This is a genomic window from Pseudoxanthomonas sp. LjRoot143, from assembly GCF_964252945.1.
Taxonomy (GTDB): domain Bacteria; phylum Pseudomonadota; class Gammaproteobacteria; order Xanthomonadales; family Xanthomonadaceae; genus Pseudoxanthomonas_A.
Window position 1 is genome coordinate 780,647 of the sequence record NZ_CAXUPM020000001.1, and the last position, 16,981, is coordinate 797,627.

The following is a 16,981-nucleotide window of genomic DNA, read 5'->3' on the forward strand; positions in this document are numbered from 1 at the left end:
CGCGAGGGATGGGGCATGATGCGCGCCTCGCCCCAGGAGCCGCCCCCATGAAAGGCCATCCCGACGTCGTCGACTACCTCAAGTTCCTGCTGCGTGGCGAACTCGCCGCCCGCGACCAGTACTTCATCCATTCGCGCCGCTACGAGGACCAGGGGCTCATGGCCCTGTTCCACCGCATCGACCACGAGATGCAGGAAGAAACCGAACACGCCGACGCGCTGCTGCGCCGCATCCTGTTCCTGGAGGGCGACCCGGACATGCGTCCGGAAACCTTCGTTGCCGGCAAGACGGTCGAGGAGATGCTGCAGCGCGACCTCGAGGTCGAGTACGCGGTGCGTGCGCACCTGGCCAAGGGCGTGGCGCTGTGCGAGCAGCATGGCGACTACGTCAGCCGCGAGATCCTGCTGACCCAGCTGAAGGACACCGAGGAAGACCACGCGCACTGGCTGGAGCAGCAGCTGGGCTTGATCAAGCGACTGGGCATCCAGCTGTACCTGACCTCGAAGCTGGAAGGCGAACCCGCCGCCGGGTGATCAGCCGCGGCGGAGGCGGTAGACCGCCGTCTCCAGCGCGCTCAGGCCCTCTTCGCGAAAGCGCGGCTCCTGGTCGAGGATGTCGCGCCGCTCCAGCAGCGTGTGCCGCCATGGCGCCGCAAACAGGGCCTCGACTTCGGCCTGCGCCACCGAGAACGGCGGCCCGGCCTTCTCTTCCTGCGGATACTCCAGCGTGATCAGCAGTCCCTGGCAGCCGCTGGGCGCGCTGGCATAGACGGTGTCGCGGTAGCGCAGGCGCAGGTCGGCGGGCAATGCGATCAGGGCGGCACGGTCATAAATGCTCGCCACATCCGCCAGCAGGGCCGGATCGAGGCCGAAGGCATCGCCCAGGATGATCTCGATCGGCCCGGCACTGAAATGCTCGCCGTAGCGGCTCGTCGTCCGGGCTGGCTCGAGCTTCGCTTCTTCGAAGAACTGCGTCACCGCCAGCGGCGACAGTTCGACACCCAGCACGCGATGGCCCTGCGCCGCCAGCCAGTGCATGTCCAGCGACTTGCCGCACAGCGGCACCAGCACCCGCGACCCTTCCGGCAATTGCAGCGACGGCCAGTGCTTCTGCAGCAGCGGCATCACGTCGTGGCGATGAAAGCCGATCTGGCCTTCCTGCCAACGTTGCAACCAGAAGTCGGCGTCCATTCGTGCGCTCACTCCGCTAAAGAGGGGAAACCCGGGCGTAGAGTCGAGCTTGCTCGACTTCGGTCACCGCTGACGCCTTGCCACGCAGCGGAGCAAGCTCCGCTCTACGACTTCCGTAGTTGTTGTGTCCACTAATAACGCGCCGCAGCGCGCCTGTTCTGCAAACTACTGGACGTCCAGCCCGTCGACCTTCTGCCACCCGCGCGGCAACAATCCGCCCCGCGTCGCTCGCGCGCCGACATACTCGTCCAGGTCCTTGAACGACAGGCTCATCGTGCGCTGGCCGCTCTTGACCAGCAGCGTGGCGCCCGGCGACACGGCGGCGATCGCGACCACGCGTTCGGTGCCCAGCTTGGCCTTCGGGATCTCGATGATCTTGTTGCCTTTGCCCTTGTCCAGTTCCGGCAGTTCGCTGACCGGGAAGGCGAGAAGATGGCCGGCGCTGGTGACGGCGACGATGCGGTCGGTCTCGGTGCTGGGGACTTGCGCCGGTTGCAGTACGTTCGCGCCGATCGTCAGGTTGAGCATCGCCTTGCCGGCCTTCTGGCGGCCGGTGAGGTTCTCGAAACGGGTGACGAAGCCGTAGCCGTGCGAGGATGCCAGCACGAAGCGAGCATCGTTGTCGCCCGTGGCCAGCGCCTGGAACGACGCGCCCGCGGCCGGCGAGAAGCGTCCGGTCAGCGGCTCGCCGTTGCCGCGTGCGGAGGGCAGCGTGTGGACGGCGGTCGAGTAGCTGCGGCCTTCCGAATCCAGGAACGCGACCTGCTGGTTGCTGCGCGAACGCACCGCACCCAGTAGCCCGTCGCCGTCGCGGTAGGACAGCGTGGACGCATCCACGTCGTGGCCCTTCGCCGCACGGATCCAACCCTTCTCCGACAACACCACGGTCATCGGTTCGCTGGCGACCAGTTCGGTTTCGTCCAGCGCCTGCGCGGCATCGCGCTGCACCAGCGGCGACAGGCGCGCATCGCCGAACTTCTTCGCGTCGGCGGTCAGCTCGTCCTTGATCAGCTTCTTCAGCTTGGCCTTCGATTCCAGGATGCTGGCGATCTTCTCGCGCTCGGCCTGCAGTTCGTCCTGCTCGCCGCGGATCTTCATTTCCTCGAGGCGCGCGAGCTGCTTCAGCTTGGTGTCGAGGATATAGTCCGCCTGTTCCTCGCTCAGCTGGAAGCGCGCGATCAGCGCGGCCTTCGGCTCGTCCTCGGTGCGGATGATGCGGATGACCTCATCCAGGTTGAGGAATGCGACCAGCAAGCCTTCCAACAGGTGCAGGCGACGCTCGACCTTCTCCAGCCGGTGCTTCAGGCGGCGGGTGACGGTGTCGCTCCGGAATGCCAGCCATTCGGTCAGGAACATCTTCAGGTTCTTGACCTGCGGACGCCCGTCCAGCCCGATGATGTTGAGGTTGACCCGGTAGCTCTTCTCCAGGTCGGTGGTGGCGAACAGGTGGCCCATCAGCTGTTCCGCATCCACGCGGTTGGAACGCGGGATCAGCACCACGCGCACCGGATTGGCGTGGTCCGACTCGTCGCGGATGTCCTCCAGCCACGGCAGCTTCTTGGCGCGCATCTGCGCGGCGATCTGTTCGATCACCTTCGACGGCGACACCTGGTAGGGCAGGGCGTCGATGACGATGTTGGCGTTGTCCTTGCGCCACACCGCGCGCGCGCGGACGCTGCCGGTGCCGTTCTCGTACATCGCACGCAGGTCGGAGGCCGCGGTGATGATCTCGGCCTTGGTCGGATAGTCGGGACCGCGGACGTGTTCGCACAGGTCGGCGACGGTCGCGTCGGGATCGTCGATCAGGCGGATGCAGGCGCTGACGATCTCGTTGAGGTTGTGCGGCGGCACGTCGGTCGCCATGCCGACGGCGATGCCGGTGGTCCCGTTGAGCAGCAGGTGCGGCAGGCGCGCCGGCAGCCAGGTGGGCTCCTCCAGCGTGCCGTCGAAGTTCGGTATCCAGTCGACCGTGCCCTGGCCCAGCTCGCCCAGCAGCACTTCGGCGATCGGCGTGAGCTTGGATTCGGTGTAGCGCATCGCGGCGAACGACTTCGGGTCGTCGGGCGAACCGAAGTTGCCCTGGCCTTCGATCAGCGGGTAGCGGTACGAAAATGGCTGCGCCATCAGCACCAGCGCTTCGTAGCAGGCGCTGTCGCCGTGCGGGTGGTACTTGCCGATCACGTCGCCGACGGTGCGCGCCGACTTCTTCGGCTTGGCACCAGCATTGAGGCCCAGTTCGCTCATCGAATAGACGATGCGGCGCTGGACCGGCTTCAGCCCGTCGCCGATGAAGGGCAGGGCGCGGTCCAGGACGACATACATCGAGTAGTCGAGGTAGGCGCGCTCGGCGTACTCGCGCAGCGGGATCTGTTCGAAGCCGTGGAAGGTGGGGCGGATCGTTTCGGTCATTGCGGGCGTGCGGTCTGCAGGGCGGAAAGCCCGGCCATTCTACCCGCCGCCCCGTCTCAACCGCTGCTACCGGGGACCAGCGGGCCGCCGAGCCAGAGCCAGCGTGCCAGCCAGGCGGTGGTGATGGCGATGGCCGCCGTCAGCGGGATGCCTACGCGCAGGAAGTCGCCGAAGGTGTAGCGCCCCGGGTTGAGGATCAGCAGGTTGCCGTGGTGGCCGATGGGGGTCAGGAACGAGGCCACCGCGCCCATCGCCGTGCAGACCACGAAGGGCACCGGGTTCAACCCCAGGCCGGTCGCGAGCGCCAGCGCGATCGGCGCCAGCAGCACCGTCGTCGCGGCATCGGACAGGATCTGCGTGAGCAGGGCGGCGGTGCCGAACATCACCAGCAGCAGCACCAGCGGGGACCAGTGCGCGGTGTGGTTCTGCAGCAGATCGGCCACGAGCGCCGCGGTGCCGGTCTTCTCCATCGCGATGCCGAGCGGAATCACGCCGCCGATCATCACGAAGATGCGGACATCGATCTCCTGGTAGGCGCGTTCGATGTCCACGCACCGCGTCAGCACCATCGCCACCGCGCCTGCGAGGAACGCGATGTGCGGCGCCAGCGTTTCGGTGGCGGCCGCCGCCACCGCGGCGACCATGATCGCCAGCGCGACCGGTGCGCGACGACGGGGCTTCTTCTGGCCGCCGAACGGCACCAGCATCAGGAAGCCGTGGTGCGCCGCCAGCGGCTCGAAGTTCTGTTGCTGGCCCCACAGCACCAGCAGGTCGCCCTCCTGCAGCACCATTTCCGACAGCTCGCCGTGCAGCCAGCCTTCGCGACGCCACAGGCCGACGACGACCACGCCCAGGTTCCGCAGGAAATCGATATCGGCCACGCTGCGGCCGATGAATTCCGAGTGCGGCGCGACCACCGCCTGCACCAGTTGCTCTTCGCCCAGGGCTTCGCTCTTGCCTTCCTCGCGCTTCTCGCCGTACTTGGCCACTGCGTGCAGGGCCAGGCCGGGTTCGTCGCGGATGGAGGCGATCTCGTCGGGCGACGCGCGCACCAGCAGCACGTCGCCGGCGGCCAGCACGCTGTCCAGCCGCTGGTTGCGGCGGCGCATGCCGTGGCGCAGCCAGTCCACCACCTGCAGGCGGTCGTCGAAGGTCTTGGCGAACTCGCCGCGCTCCTTGCCGATCCACGGAGAGTCTTCCTCCACCAGCAGCTCGGTGTAGTAGCGGTCCAGCTTCAGGTAGTCGCCCTGTGGCGCGTCGCTCTCGCGCTTGGGTACCAGCCAGCGCCCGAGCAGCATGTACACCGTGCCCAACACCACCAGCGCGATGCCGATCGGCGTGATGGCGAAGATATCCAGCGCCGGCAGGCCGGCGCGCTTGATCAGGTCGTTCGACAGCAGGAACGCGGGGGCACTGAACAGCGTCAGCGTGGTGCCCAGCGAGGCGGCCAGCGACATCGGCATCAGCAGGCGCGACGCGGCGAGTTTCTGGTCGCGCGCGATGCGCATCAGGATCGGCAGCATCATCGCGGTGACCATCACATGGTGCGAGAACGCGGCCAGCGCCGCGGTCGCGGGCATCACCACGGCGATCGTGCGCCATTCGCTGCCGCCGGCCGCACGGCCGATGCCCGCGCCGATGCGCTCGGTGATGCCGGTGGCCGACAGGCCGGCGGACAGCACGAATACCGCGGCAACGATGATCGCCGGTTCGCTGGCGAAGCCGGACAGCGCTTCCTTCGGGCCGAGGATGCCGGTCAGCGTCAGTGCGAGCAGCGCCAGCAGAGCGACAAGATCGACGCGCAGCTTTTCACTGATGAACAGACCCAGGGTGATCGCCAGGATGGCGAGGAACAGGATCTGCTGGAACTCCATGTGCGCCCCCTGGCGTTACGTCGTGTTGCGTGGCCGGCAGCCTACTGCGGGGCGCCGTGAGGACGTGTGAGGTCGGGAGGGCATGTGCATGCCGTCGTCGCACGAAGCCGGAAACGAAAAACCCCCGCTTTCGCGAGGGTCTTCGTTATGCGTGGTGCCCAGGAGAGGACTCGAACCTCCACGGTTTTACCCGCTAGTACCTGAAACTAGTGCGTCTACCAATTCCGCCACCTGGGCAGGTAAGCGAGGCGCGCATTTTGAGGATCGGGCGAGGGAATGTCAACGGTTCGTTCGCATGATGTTGTTCAGGCGAGGTGTACCATCCCGCCATGACCAAGAAAACACCACGAAGCGGCGGCAAGACGCCCGCCGGGAAAGGAAGCAAGCCGGGCAGCGTGTCCGCCTCCCGCACCACCGGAAAGCCGGCCAAGACCGGCAAACCCGCCAAGAAGAGCCTGCCGCCGTGGATGCCCGACGTGGCGTCCCGTCCATCGAACGCCAAGGCGCCGTCCCGTCGCCCGCCGGCCGGTCCCGCACCGCGCGCCGCCGGCCGGTTCGTCGACCCGCACGCGCAGCGCGAAGCCCAGCGGTACGAGCAGCCCATCGCCAGCCGGGAGGCCATCCTCGGCTTCCTTGAAGCCGCCGACGGTCCGCAGACGGCGGAAGAAATCGCCGGGCCGCTGGGCCTCGATGCCGCCGACCGTTTCGACGCGCTGTCCAAGCGGCTGGGCGCCATGGTCCGCGACGGCCAGCTGGTACAGAACCGCCGTGGCGGCTTCGCGCCGGTGCAGCACACCGACCTGATCGCCGGCACCGTGATCGCCAATCCCGATGGTTTCGGCTTCCTGCGCCCGGATACGGGTGGCGGCGACGACCTGTTCCTGCCGCCCTATGAAATGCGCAAGGTCATGCACGGCGACCGTGCGCTGGCCAACGTCACCGGTATCGACCGCCGTGGTCGCCGCGAGGGCAGCATCGCGCGCGTGTTGGAGCGCGGCGTCACCCGGTTGATCGGACGGTTCGGTTTCGAGGTCGGCATCGCCTACGTGGCGCCGGACGACAAGCGCATCCAGCGCAACGTACAGATTCCGCAGGACGCCACCGGCGGCGCGCGCGACGGCCAGCTGGTCGTCGTCGAACTGACGCAGGCGCCGGATGCGCGCCGTCCGCCCATCGGCAAGGTCATCGCCGTGCTCGGCGACAGCCTGACCCCGTCGCTGGTGGTCGAGGCCGCGATCCATGGCCACAACCTGCCGCACGAGTTTCCGCAGGAGGTACTGGACGAGGCCACCGCGGTACCGCTGGTGGTCGAGCCGGCGATGATCGGCGACCGCGTCGACCTGCGCACTACGCCGCTCGTGACCATCGACGGCGAGGACGCCAAGGATTTCGACGACGCGGTCTACTGCGAACCGACGCGCGACGGCTTCCGCCTGATCGTCGCCATCGCCGACGTCTCGCACTACGTCCGTCCCGGCGCGCCGCTGGACGACGAGGCGCAGAAGCGCGCCACCTCCGTGTACTTCCCCGGCTACGTGGTGCCGATGCTGCCAGAGACGCTGTCCAACGGCATCTGCTCGCTTAACCCGAAGGTCGACCGCATGACCTTCGTCTGCGACATGCAGGTCAACCGCGATGGCGAGGTGACCAGCTCGAAATTCTACGAAGCGGTGATGAACTCGCACGCGCGCCTGACCTACACGCAGGTGTGGAAGGCGGTCGGCGAGAACGACGAGGACGTCCGTGCGCAGATCGCGCCGGTGCTGCCGCACGTCGAGCGCCTGTACCAGCTCTACCAGGTGCTGGCGAAGGCGCGCACGCAGCGCGGCGCCATCGAGTTCGAAAGCTCCGAGGTCCGCTTTGTCCTCGATAACACGGGCGAGGTCACGCAGGCCGGCATGCTGGTGCGCAACGACGCGCACAAGCTGATCGAGGAATGCATGATCGCCGCCAACGTCCAGGCGGCCCTGTTCCTGCTGAAGGCGCATATCCCGGCGCCTTACCGCATCCACGACAAGCCGCCGGAAACCAAGTACATGGACCTGCTGGAATTCCTGAAGGAGTTCAAGCTGTCGATGCCGTCGTGGGGCAAGGTGCAGCCCAAGGACTTCACCAATCTGCTGAAGAAGGTGCGCGAGCGCCCCGACGCGCCGCTGCTGGAGTCTGTGCTGCTGCGCAGCCAGAGCCTGGCGGTGTACTCGCCGGACAACGTCGGCCACTTCGGCCTGGCGCTGGAGGCCTACGCGCACTTCACCTCGCCGATCCGCCGCTATCCCGACCTGCTGGTGCACCGCGCGATCAAGCACGGGCTGACGAAGAAGTCACCGGACGCGTTCCAGTACTCGGCGCGCGACATGGCCGCGCTGGCGCTGCAGTGCTCCGAGCGCGAGCGCCGTGCCGACGAGGCCGAGCGCGAGGTCGACGAGCGCTTCCGTGCCGCGTGGATGGAGAAGCACGTCGGCGGCCAGTTCGACGGCGTCATCAGCGGCGTGACCAGCTTCGGCCTGTTCGTCGAGCTGGACGAGTCTAAGGTCAACGGCCTGGTCCACGTGACCCAGCTGCCGCACGACTACTACCACTTCGACCCGGTGCGGAAGACGCTGTCCGGCGAGCGCCGCGGCCTGTCGTTCCGGCTGGGCGACCGCGTGCGCATCATCGTGCTGAAGGCCAGCCTGGAGGAACGCAAGATCGACTTCCGCCTGGTCGAGGACAAGACCAAGGACAGCGGCCTGCCGCCGCCACCGCCGCGTGGCCAACCGGTCAAGCGGAAGAAGCAGAAGTATTGATAAGCAGCCGTCATCCCGGCGAACGCCGGGACCCAGTGACTTAGTTTCCGTTGCGATAACGCTTCCACGTACTCACGCTGAAGGTTGAGTCGCTGGGTCCCGGCGTTCGCCGGGATGACGGTCGGATTTCCCCCATCTTTTCGTTGACCCCGGAGCCACCATGCCTTCCGAGATGCACACCGGCGGCTGCCAATGCGGCGCGATCCGTTTCCGCGTCACCGGTGAGCTGAAGGACGCGTCGATCTGCCATTGCCGCATGTGCCAGAAGGCGTTCGGCGCCTACTACGCGCCGTTGGTGTCGACGCGCGGCGCAGTGCTGGAATGGACGCGGGGCGAGCCGAAGCGCTTCCAGTCGTCGAACGTGGTCAGCCGCGCCTTCTGCGCCGACTGCGGCACGCCGTTGACCTACGAGGCGCCGGATGGCGTGGCGTTGGCCGCGGGTGCGTTCGACGATCCGGCCGGGCTGACGCCGTGGGTGCAATACGGCGTCGAGGGCAAGCTGCCTTACGTGGACGGCCTGTCGGCGCTGCCGCAGCGGCGCACCGAGGAGGACGAGGCGGCCGCGGCATTCCTCGCCGGGGTGGTGTCGTTCCAGCATCCGGACCATGACACGACCGCGTGGCCGCCGCGCTGAGCCGGCGGTCGGTGCGATAATGCCGGCCTTTCCAACGCGGCCGTACAGCGCATGAGCAAGCAGAACCAGTGGATCGTCGGCGTCAACGCGGTCGCCTCGGCCGTCGAGAACGATGCCGACAACGTGCGCGAGATTCTGGTCGAAGGCGGCAGCAAGAACGCGCGCCTGACCGAGATCGAAGAGAACGCCCGCCGCAAGGGCATCGACGTGCGCCGCGTCACCGGCCAGGCGCTGGATGGCGTGGCCGGTTCCCTGCGCCACCAGGGTGTGGCCGCACGCTATGCCGCTGCGCCCACCTGGGATGAGAACGAACTGCAGGGCCTCGTCGAAGCCGCCGAGGGCAAGGCGCTGCTGCTGGTGCTGGACGGCGTGCAGGACCCGCACAACCTCGGCGCCTGCCTGCGCAGCGCGGCCGCCGCCGGCGTCACCGCGGTGATCATCCCCAAGGACAAGTCGGTCGGCGTCAACGCGACCGTGCGCAAGACCTCGGCCGGCGCCGCCGACCGTATCCCGGTCGTGCAGGTCACCAACCTGTCGCGCTGCCTGCGCGATCTGCAGCAGCTCGGCGTGTGGATCTACGGACTGGCCGGTGAAGCGGAGGCGTCGCTGTATTCGATCGACCTGCGCGGCAACGTGGCGCTGGCGCTGGGCGGCGAAGCCGACGGCCTCCGTCGCCTGACGCGCGAGCACTGCGACGGGCTGGTGAAGATCCCGATGCCCGGCGACATCGAAAGCCTCAACGTCTCGGTCGCGGCCGGCGTCACGCTGTTCGAGGCCGTCCGCCAGCGGCAGTAATCAGGGAATCCCGCATGAGCATGGAACGCCGCATGATCTTCCGCCGCCTGGTCGCCTTGTCGCTGGTGGTGTGTTCCTTCTCTGCCGTCGCACGCGACGAGGTGCGCGTACGCGCGCGCGACCTCGGCGTCGCCCCGGGCATCTTCACGCCCGGTGCGTACAACGCCATCACCGATGTCGCCGGCGTGCGCGTCGGCCAGGTGACGCTGACGGAAGGTGACACCGTGCGTACCGGCGTCACTGCGATTCTGCCGCATCCCGGCAACGTCTATCGTTCGCGCGTGCCGGCGGCGGTGCATGTCGGCAACGGCTTCGGCAAGTTCGTCGGCAGCACCCAGGTCAACGAACTGGGCGAACTGGAAACGCCGATCCTGCTGACTTGCACGCTGTGCGTGTGGAAAGCCGCCGATGCGATGGCGGACTGGATGCTGTCGCAGCCCGATATGCAGCAGGTGCGCTCGCTCAACGTGGTGGTCGGCGAGACCAACGACGGCGGCCTCAATGACATCCGGGCGCGACCGGTCACGGCCGATGCCGTTCGCCGCGCATTGCAGAGCGCGTCCGAGGGTCCGGTGCAGGAAGGCAGCGTCGGCGCCGGTACCGGTACCGTGGCGTTCGGCTGGAAGGGTGGCATCGGTACGTCCTCGCGCACGCTGCCCTCGTCGCTCGGCGGCTGGACCGTCGGTGTGCTGGTGCAGAGCAATTTCGGCGGTGTGCTGCAGGTGTCGGGTGCGCCGGTGGGACGTGAGCTGGACCGCTACGCCTTCCAGAAGGCGGTCGCCGTGCAGGCCGATGCGCGTCGCGGGTTGGCGGATGACCGCGGCGATGGCTCGATCATCATCGTCATCGCCACCGATGCGCCGTTGAGCGACCGCAACCTGCGTCGTGTCGCCTCGCGCGCGATGATGGGGCTGGGCCGCACCGGCAGTTCGGCCTCCAACGGCAGCGGCGACTACATCCTCGCGTTTTCCACCGCGGACTCGGTCCGTCGCACGTTCGACGCGCCGCGCCTCGAGACATCGGAGCTGGCCAACGAGCAGATGAGCGCCGTGTTCCAGGCCAGCGTGGAAGCGGTGGAGGAGGCGATCTACAACTCGCTCTTCATGGCCACCACGGTCAGCGGCAACGGCGAGACCGTCGAGGCGATCCCGCTGGATCGCGTGCGCCGGATCCTGAAGCAGCACGGTATCGCACCGTCGACGAAGTGAGCCTCCGCGATCAGTGCACGACGTTGCGGATGAAGCGCAGCGGCGTGTCGCCGTCGTTGCGGTAGGCGTAGTCGCAGTCGCTGGGGAAGACGAAGAAATCACCCGCCGCGACGACGTGTTCGCGGTCCGGGAGTTCGATCACCAGATTTCCCTCGATGACGAAGAACATCTCGTGCCAACCGGCCGGATCGGCCGCCGAGGTGTAGCGGTCGCCCGGCATCAGCGTCCACGCCCACAGTTCGACATCGTGCGCGGCCGGGGCGGTCGCCAGCAGCACGCCCTGCGAGCCCGGCGTGCGCCCGCTCCAGGCCAGCGCCTCGATGCGGTCCAGGCCCGGCGCACTCGGCGGTTTCACCAGGTCGGCGAACGTCACCTTCAACGCTTCGGCGATGCGGTCCAGCGTATTGAGGCTGACATTGGCATCGCCGGATTCGATGCCCACCAGCATGCGACGGGACACGTCCGCGGCGACCGACAGCGCCTGCTGGCTGAGGCCCGCGTCCGTCCGCAGGCGGCGAATGTTCTCGGCGACGTGTTCCAGCACACTCATAGGCAGGGGTTGCGCACTATATTGCGCATCCGGTAAGCTTCGGTCTGCGCAATATAGTGCGCAATTCGTTATCCCTTCAAGCGCGGCGCCCGGGCGTCCGCAGGTCGTGCCGTCATGTCGTCCCCGAATTCCCACGCAACCCTCGCCTGGCAGCCGATCGCGCTGCTGCTCGTCGCGATGCTCTCCATCCAGGCCGGCGCCTCGATGGCGAAGAGCCTGTTCCCGGCCGTCGGCGCCACCGGCGCGACGGCGCTGCGCCTGGCGCTGGCGACGCTGATGCTGGTGATCGTGTTCCGGCCTTGGCGCGCGCGGGTGACCCGGGAGCAGTGGCCGCTGCTGATGTTCTACGGTGCCTCGCTGGGCCTGATGAACCTGCTGTTCTACAAGTCGCTGGAAACCGTGCCGTTGGGCATCGCAGTCGCGCTCGAATTCACCGGACCGCTGGCCGTGGCGCTGTTCGGCTCGCGGCATCTGCGCGATGTGATCTGGGTGGTGCTCGCCGTCGTCGGCCTGGTGCTGCTGGTGCCGGAGCAGGGCAATCAGCCGCTGGATCTCACGGGCGCGGCCTACGCGCTGGGCGCGGGCGCGTGCTGGGCGATGTACATCGTGTTCGGCCAGAAGGCGGGCAACGCGCACGGGCCGCAGACGGTCGCCATCGGCAGTTGCATCGCCGCGGCGGTCGCGGTGCCGTTCGGCGTGGCGCATGCGGGTACCGCCTTGTTGGCGCCGGTACTGCTGCCGGTCGCGCTGGCCGTGGCGCTGCTGTCCACTGCGATTCCCTACAGCCTGGAGATGGTGGCGCTGACGAAGATGCCGACGCGCACGTTCGGCATGCTGATGAGCCTCGAGCCGGCCATCGCCGCGCTGTGCGGGCTGATGTTCCTGCACGAGCGGCTGTCGATGCTGCAGTGGCTGGCGATCGCCGCGATCATCGTCGCGTCCGCCGGTGCGGCGATGACCTCGCGTCCTCCGGTGCAGACCGCGGCCAACGGCGAGGCGTAGGTCAGTCGAGCAGGGCCAGGTAGAGCGCCAGGTCGTCGGTGGAGAAGCAGCAGAAGATCACGTCCGGCGGCGCGTTCGAAACGGACAGCGCCGCGCGCACCGTATCGACCGCGACGCGAGCCGCAGCGTCCGCGGGATAACCAAAGATGCCGGTGCTGATGCAGGGGAAGGCGATGCTGCGAAGGCCGTGCTTCTCGGCCAGTGCGAGGCTGTTGCGATAACACGCGGCGAGCAGCGCCGGCTCGCCTTGTTCCCCACCACGCCAGACCGGGCCGACGGTATGGATCACATGGCGTGCCGGCAGGCGATACCCCTTCGTGAGCTTCGCCTCACCCGTCTTGCAGCCGCCGAGCAGACGGCATTCGTGCACCAGCTCCGGACCGGCCGCGCGATGGATCGCGCCATCCACGCCGCCGCCGCCGAGCAGCGAACTGTTCGCTGCGTTGACGATGGCGTCGACCTGCAGGGTGGTGATGTCGCCACGCAGCGCGTGGAGGGCCATCACTTGTACTCGCCGATGACTTCGATGGTTCCCACGATGTTGTCGTTGAACAGCTCCAGTTCCTCCGCGGGTACCCACCACTCGGTATGGTGCGCGCCGCCGACCTTCTGGATGGGGTAGCGGGACATGAAGTCCTTGCGCACCCTGAAACGCGTCACGTAGCCCACGCCGCTGTCCTTGATATTCCAACGCTCCGCGATCTCGGCGGCATACTGTTCGTTGGTGACCGGGTAGAAGATCGGCTGCTCGGGCAGACGCGGTGGCCAACGACGGAACTCGCGCTGGGCCAGCAACGCCAACTCCTCAGGGCCGGTAGGCCGGTACATCGTGATCGTGTCCTGTTCCGGTTCGGAGACAGACGCTGAGGCGAGCGGCTTCGGCCACATGTTCACGATGTTGCAGAACAGGCGTGCGGTCTGTTCGGCATCGTAGACGGCCGAATGCGCATCCTCGGCGTTCCAGTCGAAACCGGCTGCCTGTACGGCGCGGGCGAGCACGGTCTGGCCGTAGGCCACGCCGGCCAGCGTCACCGTGTCGAACACGCTGAAGGGGTGGAACGGGTTGCGCTTGTGCGCCACGCGCGCGACCGCGGCGTTGAGGAAGTTGAGGTCGAAGTGCGCGTTGTGGCCGACCAGGATCGCGCGCTGGCAGCCATGCTTCTTCACCGCCGCGCGGACGGGCGCGAACACGTGATCCAGCGCATCCTTCTCGTGCTTGGCGAAGCGGAACGGGTGGTCCAGGTCGATGCCGGTGACTTCCAGCGACTTCGGATCGATCTCGGTGCCGGGGGCCGGGTGCAGGTGCACGCTCGAGGTCGTGCCGCAGACCAGCAGGCCGTTCTCGTCCAGGTCCAGCGGCACCGCCGCCAGTTCCAGAAGGGCGTGCCTGTTCCAGTCGAAGCCGCCGGTTTCCACGTCCACCACCACGGGCAGGTAGCCGCGGAAGCGCTGGGCCATGGGGGTGATACGGGCGGTCTCGGGGGTGTTTTCCATGCGGGAAAGGGTAGCAGAGGGCCGGGACGCTTCCTTGGCTGGAAGCCCAACCGCGATCCGGACTTTTGCCTGTGGGAGCGACGTCAGTCGCGATTGCCTGCCGACGTGCACTCTGCCCATCGCGACTGACGTCGCTCCCACAGGTCAGATCCTGGGATGGGTCCCCAGCACCGTGCCCTCGTCGCGCATGCGCGCGAGCATCGTAACGCCCTGCTCGATGAAGGCGGGTACGTCACCCACGCCGGCTTCCATGGCCAGCTGGCGCAGGGCATCGGAACCGGTGCGGCCGCCTTCCCCAAGCAATTCCACCAGCCGGTACACCAGCGGCGAGATCGCAGCGAACCGTACCTGGAAATCCGTGTCGCGACGTACCAGCAGCAGCGTCGGTTCGGTCAGAGGTGCATCCGGCTGAAAGTCCGGACCGATGCGATGCACAGGCCACTGGTAGGCCAGCGCCCAGGCGAACGGCGACAGCACGGGTTCGCCGGCCAGCAGGTCGCCGCCGGCGACATGCGCAGGCACGGTGTCGTCGGCGATCTGCAGGGCCAGTTCGACCCATTCGTAATGCGCGAGTTCGCGCAGCCATGGCGGAAGCGCGCCGTCGTCGCGGGATTCCAGATAGCGGATGAACTCGCGCGCGATCTCGGGGAACAGGGGGGTATGGCTGCGGTGCGTCGCGTAGAACTGTCGGACGAGCGCTCGCCATGCCTCGTAGCCCAGCGTCTTGCGGATCACCGGGAAATTGCCGGCCAGCAGGCCTTCGATGTTGTTGAAGAACAGGTCGCGGTAGATGGCGAGGCGACGTTCCTCCATGCCGGGCGGTGGCGGATGCGCCGACGGATCGCGTAGGTGCCGCGCCAGCGCGAACTGCTGGTCGTGCAGCGTGTCAGCCATGGACGGCCTGCGTTGCGCCCGTGCGGGCCACACCCTGCAAGGCGCGGATACGTTGCAGTTCGTCGGCCAGTTCGGCGAGCGGCGGGAAGTTGAAGTCGCGCTCCAGCAGGGTGGGGCGCACGCCATGGGTGTCGTAGGCCAGCGCCAGCAGCGACCACACATCGTCCTTCACCGGGGCGCCGTGCGTGTCGACCTTCAGGTCCTCGGCTTCGTCGTAGTGGCCGGCGATGTGGTACGACGCGATCCGCGCCGACGGCATGCGCGCGAGGAACTCACGCGCGTCGTAACCGTGGTTGATCGCGTTGACGAAGATGTTGTTGACGTCCAGCAGCAGGTCGCAGTCGGCTTCGTCGAGTACGGCGATGACGAAATCCACTTCGGGCATCGCCTGGTAGGGAGCGGCGTAGTAGGAGACGTTCTCCACCGCGATGCGCCGGCCCAGCGCGTCCTGCGTCTGGCGGATGCGTGCGGCGACGTGATGGACGGCTTCCTCGGTGAACGGGATCGGCATCAGGTCGTACAGGTGGCCGTCGTCGCTGCAGTAGCTGAGGTGTTCGCTGTACAGCGCGACACCATGCCGGTCGAGGAACCGACGCGTGCGTGCGAGGAAGGTGTCGTCCAGCGGCGCCATGCCGCCGAGCGACAGCGACAGTCCGTGGCAGGTCAACGGGTGGCGCGAAGACAGCGTCTGCAGGGCTTCGCCATACCGGCCGCCGACGCCGATCCAGTTGTCCGGCGCGCACTCGAGGAAGTCGAACGCGCCTGCCGGCGCCGCCACCAGTTCGTCCAGCAGGGCGCGGCGCAGGCCCAGGCCGGCGGTGTCGGGAGAGAGAGGGGTGCCCATGCGCGAGGTCATGGCGGGTCCCGGTGCGTCGCCGGGACCCGCATCGACCGATGACGTCTTACTTGTCGCCGGTCTTCTTGTCGCCGCCGCACTTGCCCTCGCCGCATTTGCCTTCACCGCACTTGCCCTCGGCGCCCTTGGTGCCGGCATGGGCCTTGTGCTCGGCCGCGTCGATGAAGCCGTCCTTGTTGGTGTCGATCTCGGCGAACTTGGCCGCCTTGTCCGGATGCGCGGCGGTGAACTCGGCCTGCGAGACCTTGCCATCCTTGTCCGTGTCGGCCTTGGCCAGGCCGCATTTGCCTTCGCCGGCCTTGGCGGTTTCGCCGGCGGCCAGCAGATAACCCTGTGCCAGAGGTTCCATGGCGAAGGCGGAACCGGTCAGGGCGAGGCCGCCGACCAGGGCGATGGCGACAGCGGCGGGCTTGTTCGTCTTGGACATCGTCATGCTCTCCAATGGGGTGCGACGGGGGCCGCACGGGAAGTGGCGACAGTGTAGACGTTGAGCGTTAGATCGCCGTATGCGGATCCCTGAACGCAAACACCCCGCGTGGGAGCGGGGCATCTGCGGTGCTGCAATGCGGAAGGTCGGGGATCAGACTGCCGTGGTGCTGGTCTCGTCGCGCTTGTCGCGGGGCGGCAGCGGCTGTTCACCATGCACCAGGAACCAGACGTTCTCGGCGATGTTGGTGGCGTGGTCGCCGATGCGTTCCAGGTTCTTGGCCATGAACAGCAGGTGCGTGCACGGCGTGATGTTGCGCGGGTCTTCCATCATGTAGGTCAGCAGTTCGCGGAACAGCGCGGTGTAGTGCGCGTCCAGTTCGGCATCGCGTGCGCGGACCTGCACGGCGTACTCCGCATCGCTTTCTTGGTAGGCCGTCAGCGCATCGCGCACTTGGCGCGCGGCCAGCTTGCCGAGTGCGCGCAGGCCGGTGATCTGCGGCATTGGCGGCGCCAGGTTCAACGCGATCGAGCGCTTGGCGACGTTGGCGGCGTAGTCGCCGATACGCTCGATGTCGGCCGGGATGCGCAGGCCGGCCAGGATCACGCGCAGGTCGCGCGCCATCGGGCCACGCAACGCCAGCTGCATCAGGTCGTGGCTGACCTGGTGCTCGATGGCGTCGATGGCTTCGTCGTTGGCGATGATCCGCTGGGCGGCCTTGTCGTCGCGGCGTTCGACCACGTCCAGTGCGGCCTCCAGCTGGGCGACGGCGGTTTCGCCCATGCGCACGATTTCGCCGACCACGCGGCGCTGTTCTTCGTCGTAGCTCTTCACGATATGGTCGTGTGGTTGGGTGTTCATG

General features: G+C 67.5%; 16 protein-coding genes, 1 tRNA gene and 1 pseudogene. 6 read left to right on the plus strand and 12 right to left on the minus strand.

The features are described 5' to 3' along the window. Nucleotides 1-47: 47 nt before the first annotated feature. Nucleotides 48-533, plus strand: coding sequence for a bacterioferritin (bfr, locus tag ACSQ1W_RS03675; RefSeq protein WP_225589205.1), 486 nt, complete (start codon nt 48-50; stop codon nt 531-533). On the opposite strand, the gene ACSQ1W_RS03680 is transcribed toward bfr, so the two are convergent. The 4 genes from ACSQ1W_RS03680 to ACSQ1W_RS03695 all read right to left on the minus strand — a co-directional run bounded on the left by ACSQ1W_RS03680 (nt 534) and on the right by ACSQ1W_RS03695 (nt 5,710). Continuing rightward, complete coding sequence (locus ACSQ1W_RS03680) at nt 534-1,190, minus strand: thiopurine S-methyltransferase (protein ID WP_436041700.1); 657 nt, start codon at nt 1,188-1,190, stop codon at nt 534-536. A gap of 165 nt (nt 1,191-1,355) precedes the next feature. Next, the gene (gene parC, locus ACSQ1W_RS03685; protein ID WP_436041701.1) at nt 1,356-3,599 is read right to left on the minus strand and encodes a DNA topoisomerase IV subunit A; all 2,244 of its coding nucleotides are present in this window, start codon (nt 3,597-3,599) and stop codon (nt 1,356-1,358) included. Nucleotides 3,600-3,655: 56 nt separating this feature from the next. Beyond that, complete coding sequence (locus ACSQ1W_RS03690) at nt 3,656-5,473, minus strand: SLC13 family permease (protein ID WP_436041702.1); 1,818 nt, start codon at nt 5,471-5,473, stop codon at nt 3,656-3,658. A gap of 152 nt (nt 5,474-5,625) precedes the next feature. Beyond that, a tRNA-Leu gene (locus ACSQ1W_RS03695) sits at nt 5,626-5,710 on the minus strand. Between the two features lie 92 nt (nt 5,711-5,802). Between ACSQ1W_RS03695 and rnr the strand changes: the two genes are divergently transcribed. The 4 genes from rnr (at nt 5,803) to ACSQ1W_RS03715 (ending at nt 10,896) form a co-directional block, all read left to right on the plus strand. Next, nucleotides 5,803-8,259, plus strand: a complete 2,457-nt coding sequence (rnr, locus tag ACSQ1W_RS03700) for a ribonuclease R (RefSeq protein ID WP_436041703.1) — start codon at nt 5,803-5,805, stop codon at nt 8,257-8,259. 160 nt (nt 8,260-8,419) lie between these two features. Then, nucleotides 8,420-8,893 (plus strand): GFA family protein, encoded by a 474-nt coding sequence (locus tag ACSQ1W_RS03705; protein WP_436041704.1) that lies wholly within the window; start codon nt 8,420-8,422, stop codon nt 8,891-8,893. 51 nt (nt 8,894-8,944) lie between these two features. Continuing rightward, complete coding sequence (rlmB, locus tag ACSQ1W_RS03710) at nt 8,945-9,688, plus strand: 23S rRNA (guanosine(2251)-2'-O)-methyltransferase RlmB (protein WP_436041705.1); 744 nt, start codon at nt 8,945-8,947, stop codon at nt 9,686-9,688. A gap of 14 nt (nt 9,689-9,702) precedes the next feature. Next, on the plus strand, nt 9,703-10,896 hold the full coding sequence (locus tag ACSQ1W_RS03715; RefSeq protein WP_436041706.1) for a P1 family peptidase: 1,194 nt from the start codon (nt 9,703-9,705) through the stop codon (nt 10,894-10,896). Between the two features lie 10 nt (nt 10,897-10,906). On the opposite strand, the gene ACSQ1W_RS03720 is transcribed toward ACSQ1W_RS03715, so the two are convergent. After that, nucleotides 10,907-11,446 carry a helix-turn-helix domain-containing protein gene (locus ACSQ1W_RS03720; protein ID WP_436041707.1) on the minus strand — a complete coding sequence of 180 codons (540 nt, stop codon included), beginning with the start codon at nt 11,444-11,446 and terminating at the stop codon, nt 10,907-10,909. A gap of 114 nt (nt 11,447-11,560) precedes the next feature. Here ACSQ1W_RS03720 and rhtA point away from each other — a divergent pair, with 114 nt between their 5' ends. Next, nucleotides 11,561-12,448 (plus strand): threonine/homoserine exporter RhtA, encoded by an 888-nt coding sequence (gene rhtA / locus ACSQ1W_RS03725; protein WP_436041708.1) that lies wholly within the window; start codon nt 11,561-11,563, stop codon nt 12,446-12,448. Between the two features lies 1 nt (nt 12,449). Here rhtA and ACSQ1W_RS03730 read toward each other — a convergent pair whose 3' ends face one another. From ACSQ1W_RS03730 to phoU, 7 genes and pseudogenes are all read right to left on the minus strand, one after another. Then, the gene (locus ACSQ1W_RS03730) at nt 12,450-12,950 is read right to left on the minus strand and encodes an O-acetyl-ADP-ribose deacetylase (RefSeq protein WP_436041709.1); all 501 of its coding nucleotides are present in this window, start codon (nt 12,948-12,950) and stop codon (nt 12,450-12,452) included. Continuing rightward, nucleotides 12,950-13,336, minus strand: coding sequence for an ADP-ribosylation/crystallin J1 (locus ACSQ1W_RS03735; RefSeq protein WP_436046086.1), 387 nt, complete (start codon nt 13,334-13,336; stop codon nt 12,950-12,952). The genes ACSQ1W_RS03730 and ACSQ1W_RS03735 overlap by 1 nt, the downstream gene beginning before the upstream one ends. Then, nucleotides 13,319-13,942, minus strand: a pseudogene (rnt, locus tag ACSQ1W_RS03740) (ribonuclease T); the annotation flags it as partial. The gene ACSQ1W_RS03735 and the pseudogene rnt, both read right to left, overlap by 18 nt. 144 nt (nt 13,943-14,086) lie before the next feature. Then, nucleotides 14,087-14,836, minus strand: coding sequence for an HvfC family RiPP maturation protein (locus tag ACSQ1W_RS03745; RefSeq protein ID WP_436041710.1), 750 nt, complete (start codon nt 14,834-14,836; stop codon nt 14,087-14,089). Further along, nucleotides 14,829-15,680: an HvfB family MNIO-type RiPP peptide maturase gene (locus tag ACSQ1W_RS03750; protein WP_436046087.1), complete on the minus strand. Its 852-nt coding sequence runs from the start codon at nt 15,678-15,680 to the stop codon at nt 14,829-14,831. The genes ACSQ1W_RS03745 and ACSQ1W_RS03750 overlap by 8 nt, the downstream gene beginning before the upstream one ends. A 58-nt stretch (nt 15,681-15,738) precedes the next feature. Then, nucleotides 15,739-16,119 (minus strand): HvfA family oxazolone/thioamide-modified RiPP metallophore, encoded by a 381-nt coding sequence (locus tag ACSQ1W_RS03755; RefSeq protein WP_436041711.1) that lies wholly within the window; start codon nt 16,117-16,119, stop codon nt 15,739-15,741. A gap of 153 nt (nt 16,120-16,272) precedes the next feature. Continuing rightward, a complete protein-coding gene (gene phoU / locus ACSQ1W_RS03760; protein WP_436041712.1) occupies nt 16,273-16,980 on the minus strand; it encodes a phosphate signaling complex protein PhoU in 708 nt (235 codons plus the stop codon). Nucleotide 16,981 lies beyond the last annotated feature (1 nt).

What these genes read in the sequence shown, in the direction of transcription:
- bfr (WP_225589205.1), top strand. Translation starts at nt 48, where the DNA reads ATGAAAGGCCATCCCGACGTCGTCGACTACCTCAAGTTCCTGCTGCGT.
- ACSQ1W_RS03680 (WP_436041700.1), bottom strand. Translation starts at nt 1,190, where the DNA reads ATGGACGCCGACTTCTGGTTGCAACGTTGGCAGGAAGGCCAGATCGGC.
- parC (WP_436041701.1), bottom strand. Translation starts at nt 3,599, where the DNA reads ATGACCGAAACGATCCGCCCCACCTTCCACGGCTTCGAACAGATCCCG.
- ACSQ1W_RS03690 (WP_436041702.1), bottom strand. Translation starts at nt 5,473, where the DNA reads ATGGAGTTCCAGCAGATCCTGTTCCTCGCCATCCTGGCGATCACCCTG.
- rnr (WP_436041703.1), top strand. Translation starts at nt 5,803, where the DNA reads ATGACCAAGAAAACACCACGAAGCGGCGGCAAGACGCCCGCCGGGAAA.
- ACSQ1W_RS03705 (WP_436041704.1), top strand. Translation starts at nt 8,420, where the DNA reads ATGCCTTCCGAGATGCACACCGGCGGCTGCCAATGCGGCGCGATCCGT.
- rlmB (WP_436041705.1), top strand. Translation starts at nt 8,945, where the DNA reads ATGAGCAAGCAGAACCAGTGGATCGTCGGCGTCAACGCGGTCGCCTCG.
- ACSQ1W_RS03715 (WP_436041706.1), top strand. Translation starts at nt 9,703, where the DNA reads ATGAGCATGGAACGCCGCATGATCTTCCGCCGCCTGGTCGCCTTGTCG.
- ACSQ1W_RS03720 (WP_436041707.1), bottom strand. Translation starts at nt 11,446, where the DNA reads ATGAGTGTGCTGGAACACGTCGCCGAGAACATTCGCCGCCTGCGGACG.
- rhtA (WP_436041708.1), top strand. Translation starts at nt 11,561, where the DNA reads ATGTCGTCCCCGAATTCCCACGCAACCCTCGCCTGGCAGCCGATCGCG.
- ACSQ1W_RS03730 (WP_436041709.1), bottom strand. Translation starts at nt 12,950, where the DNA reads ATGGCCCTCCACGCGCTGCGTGGCGACATCACCACCCTGCAGGTCGAC.
- ACSQ1W_RS03735 (WP_436046086.1), bottom strand. Translation starts at nt 13,336, where the DNA reads ATGTGGCCGAAGCCGCTCGCCTCAGCGTCTGTCTCCGAACCGGAACAG.
- ACSQ1W_RS03745 (WP_436041710.1), bottom strand. Translation starts at nt 14,836, where the DNA reads ATGGCTGACACGCTGCACGACCAGCAGTTCGCGCTGGCGCGGCACCTA.
- ACSQ1W_RS03750 (WP_436046087.1), bottom strand. Translation starts at nt 15,680, where the DNA reads ATGGGCACCCCTCTCTCTCCCGACACCGCCGGCCTGGGCCTGCGCCGC.
- ACSQ1W_RS03755 (WP_436041711.1), bottom strand. Translation starts at nt 16,119, where the DNA reads ATGTCCAAGACGAACAAGCCCGCCGCTGTCGCCATCGCCCTGGTCGGC.
- phoU (WP_436041712.1), bottom strand. Translation starts at nt 16,980, where the DNA reads ATGAACACCCAACCACACGACCATATCGTGAAGAGCTACGACGAAGAA.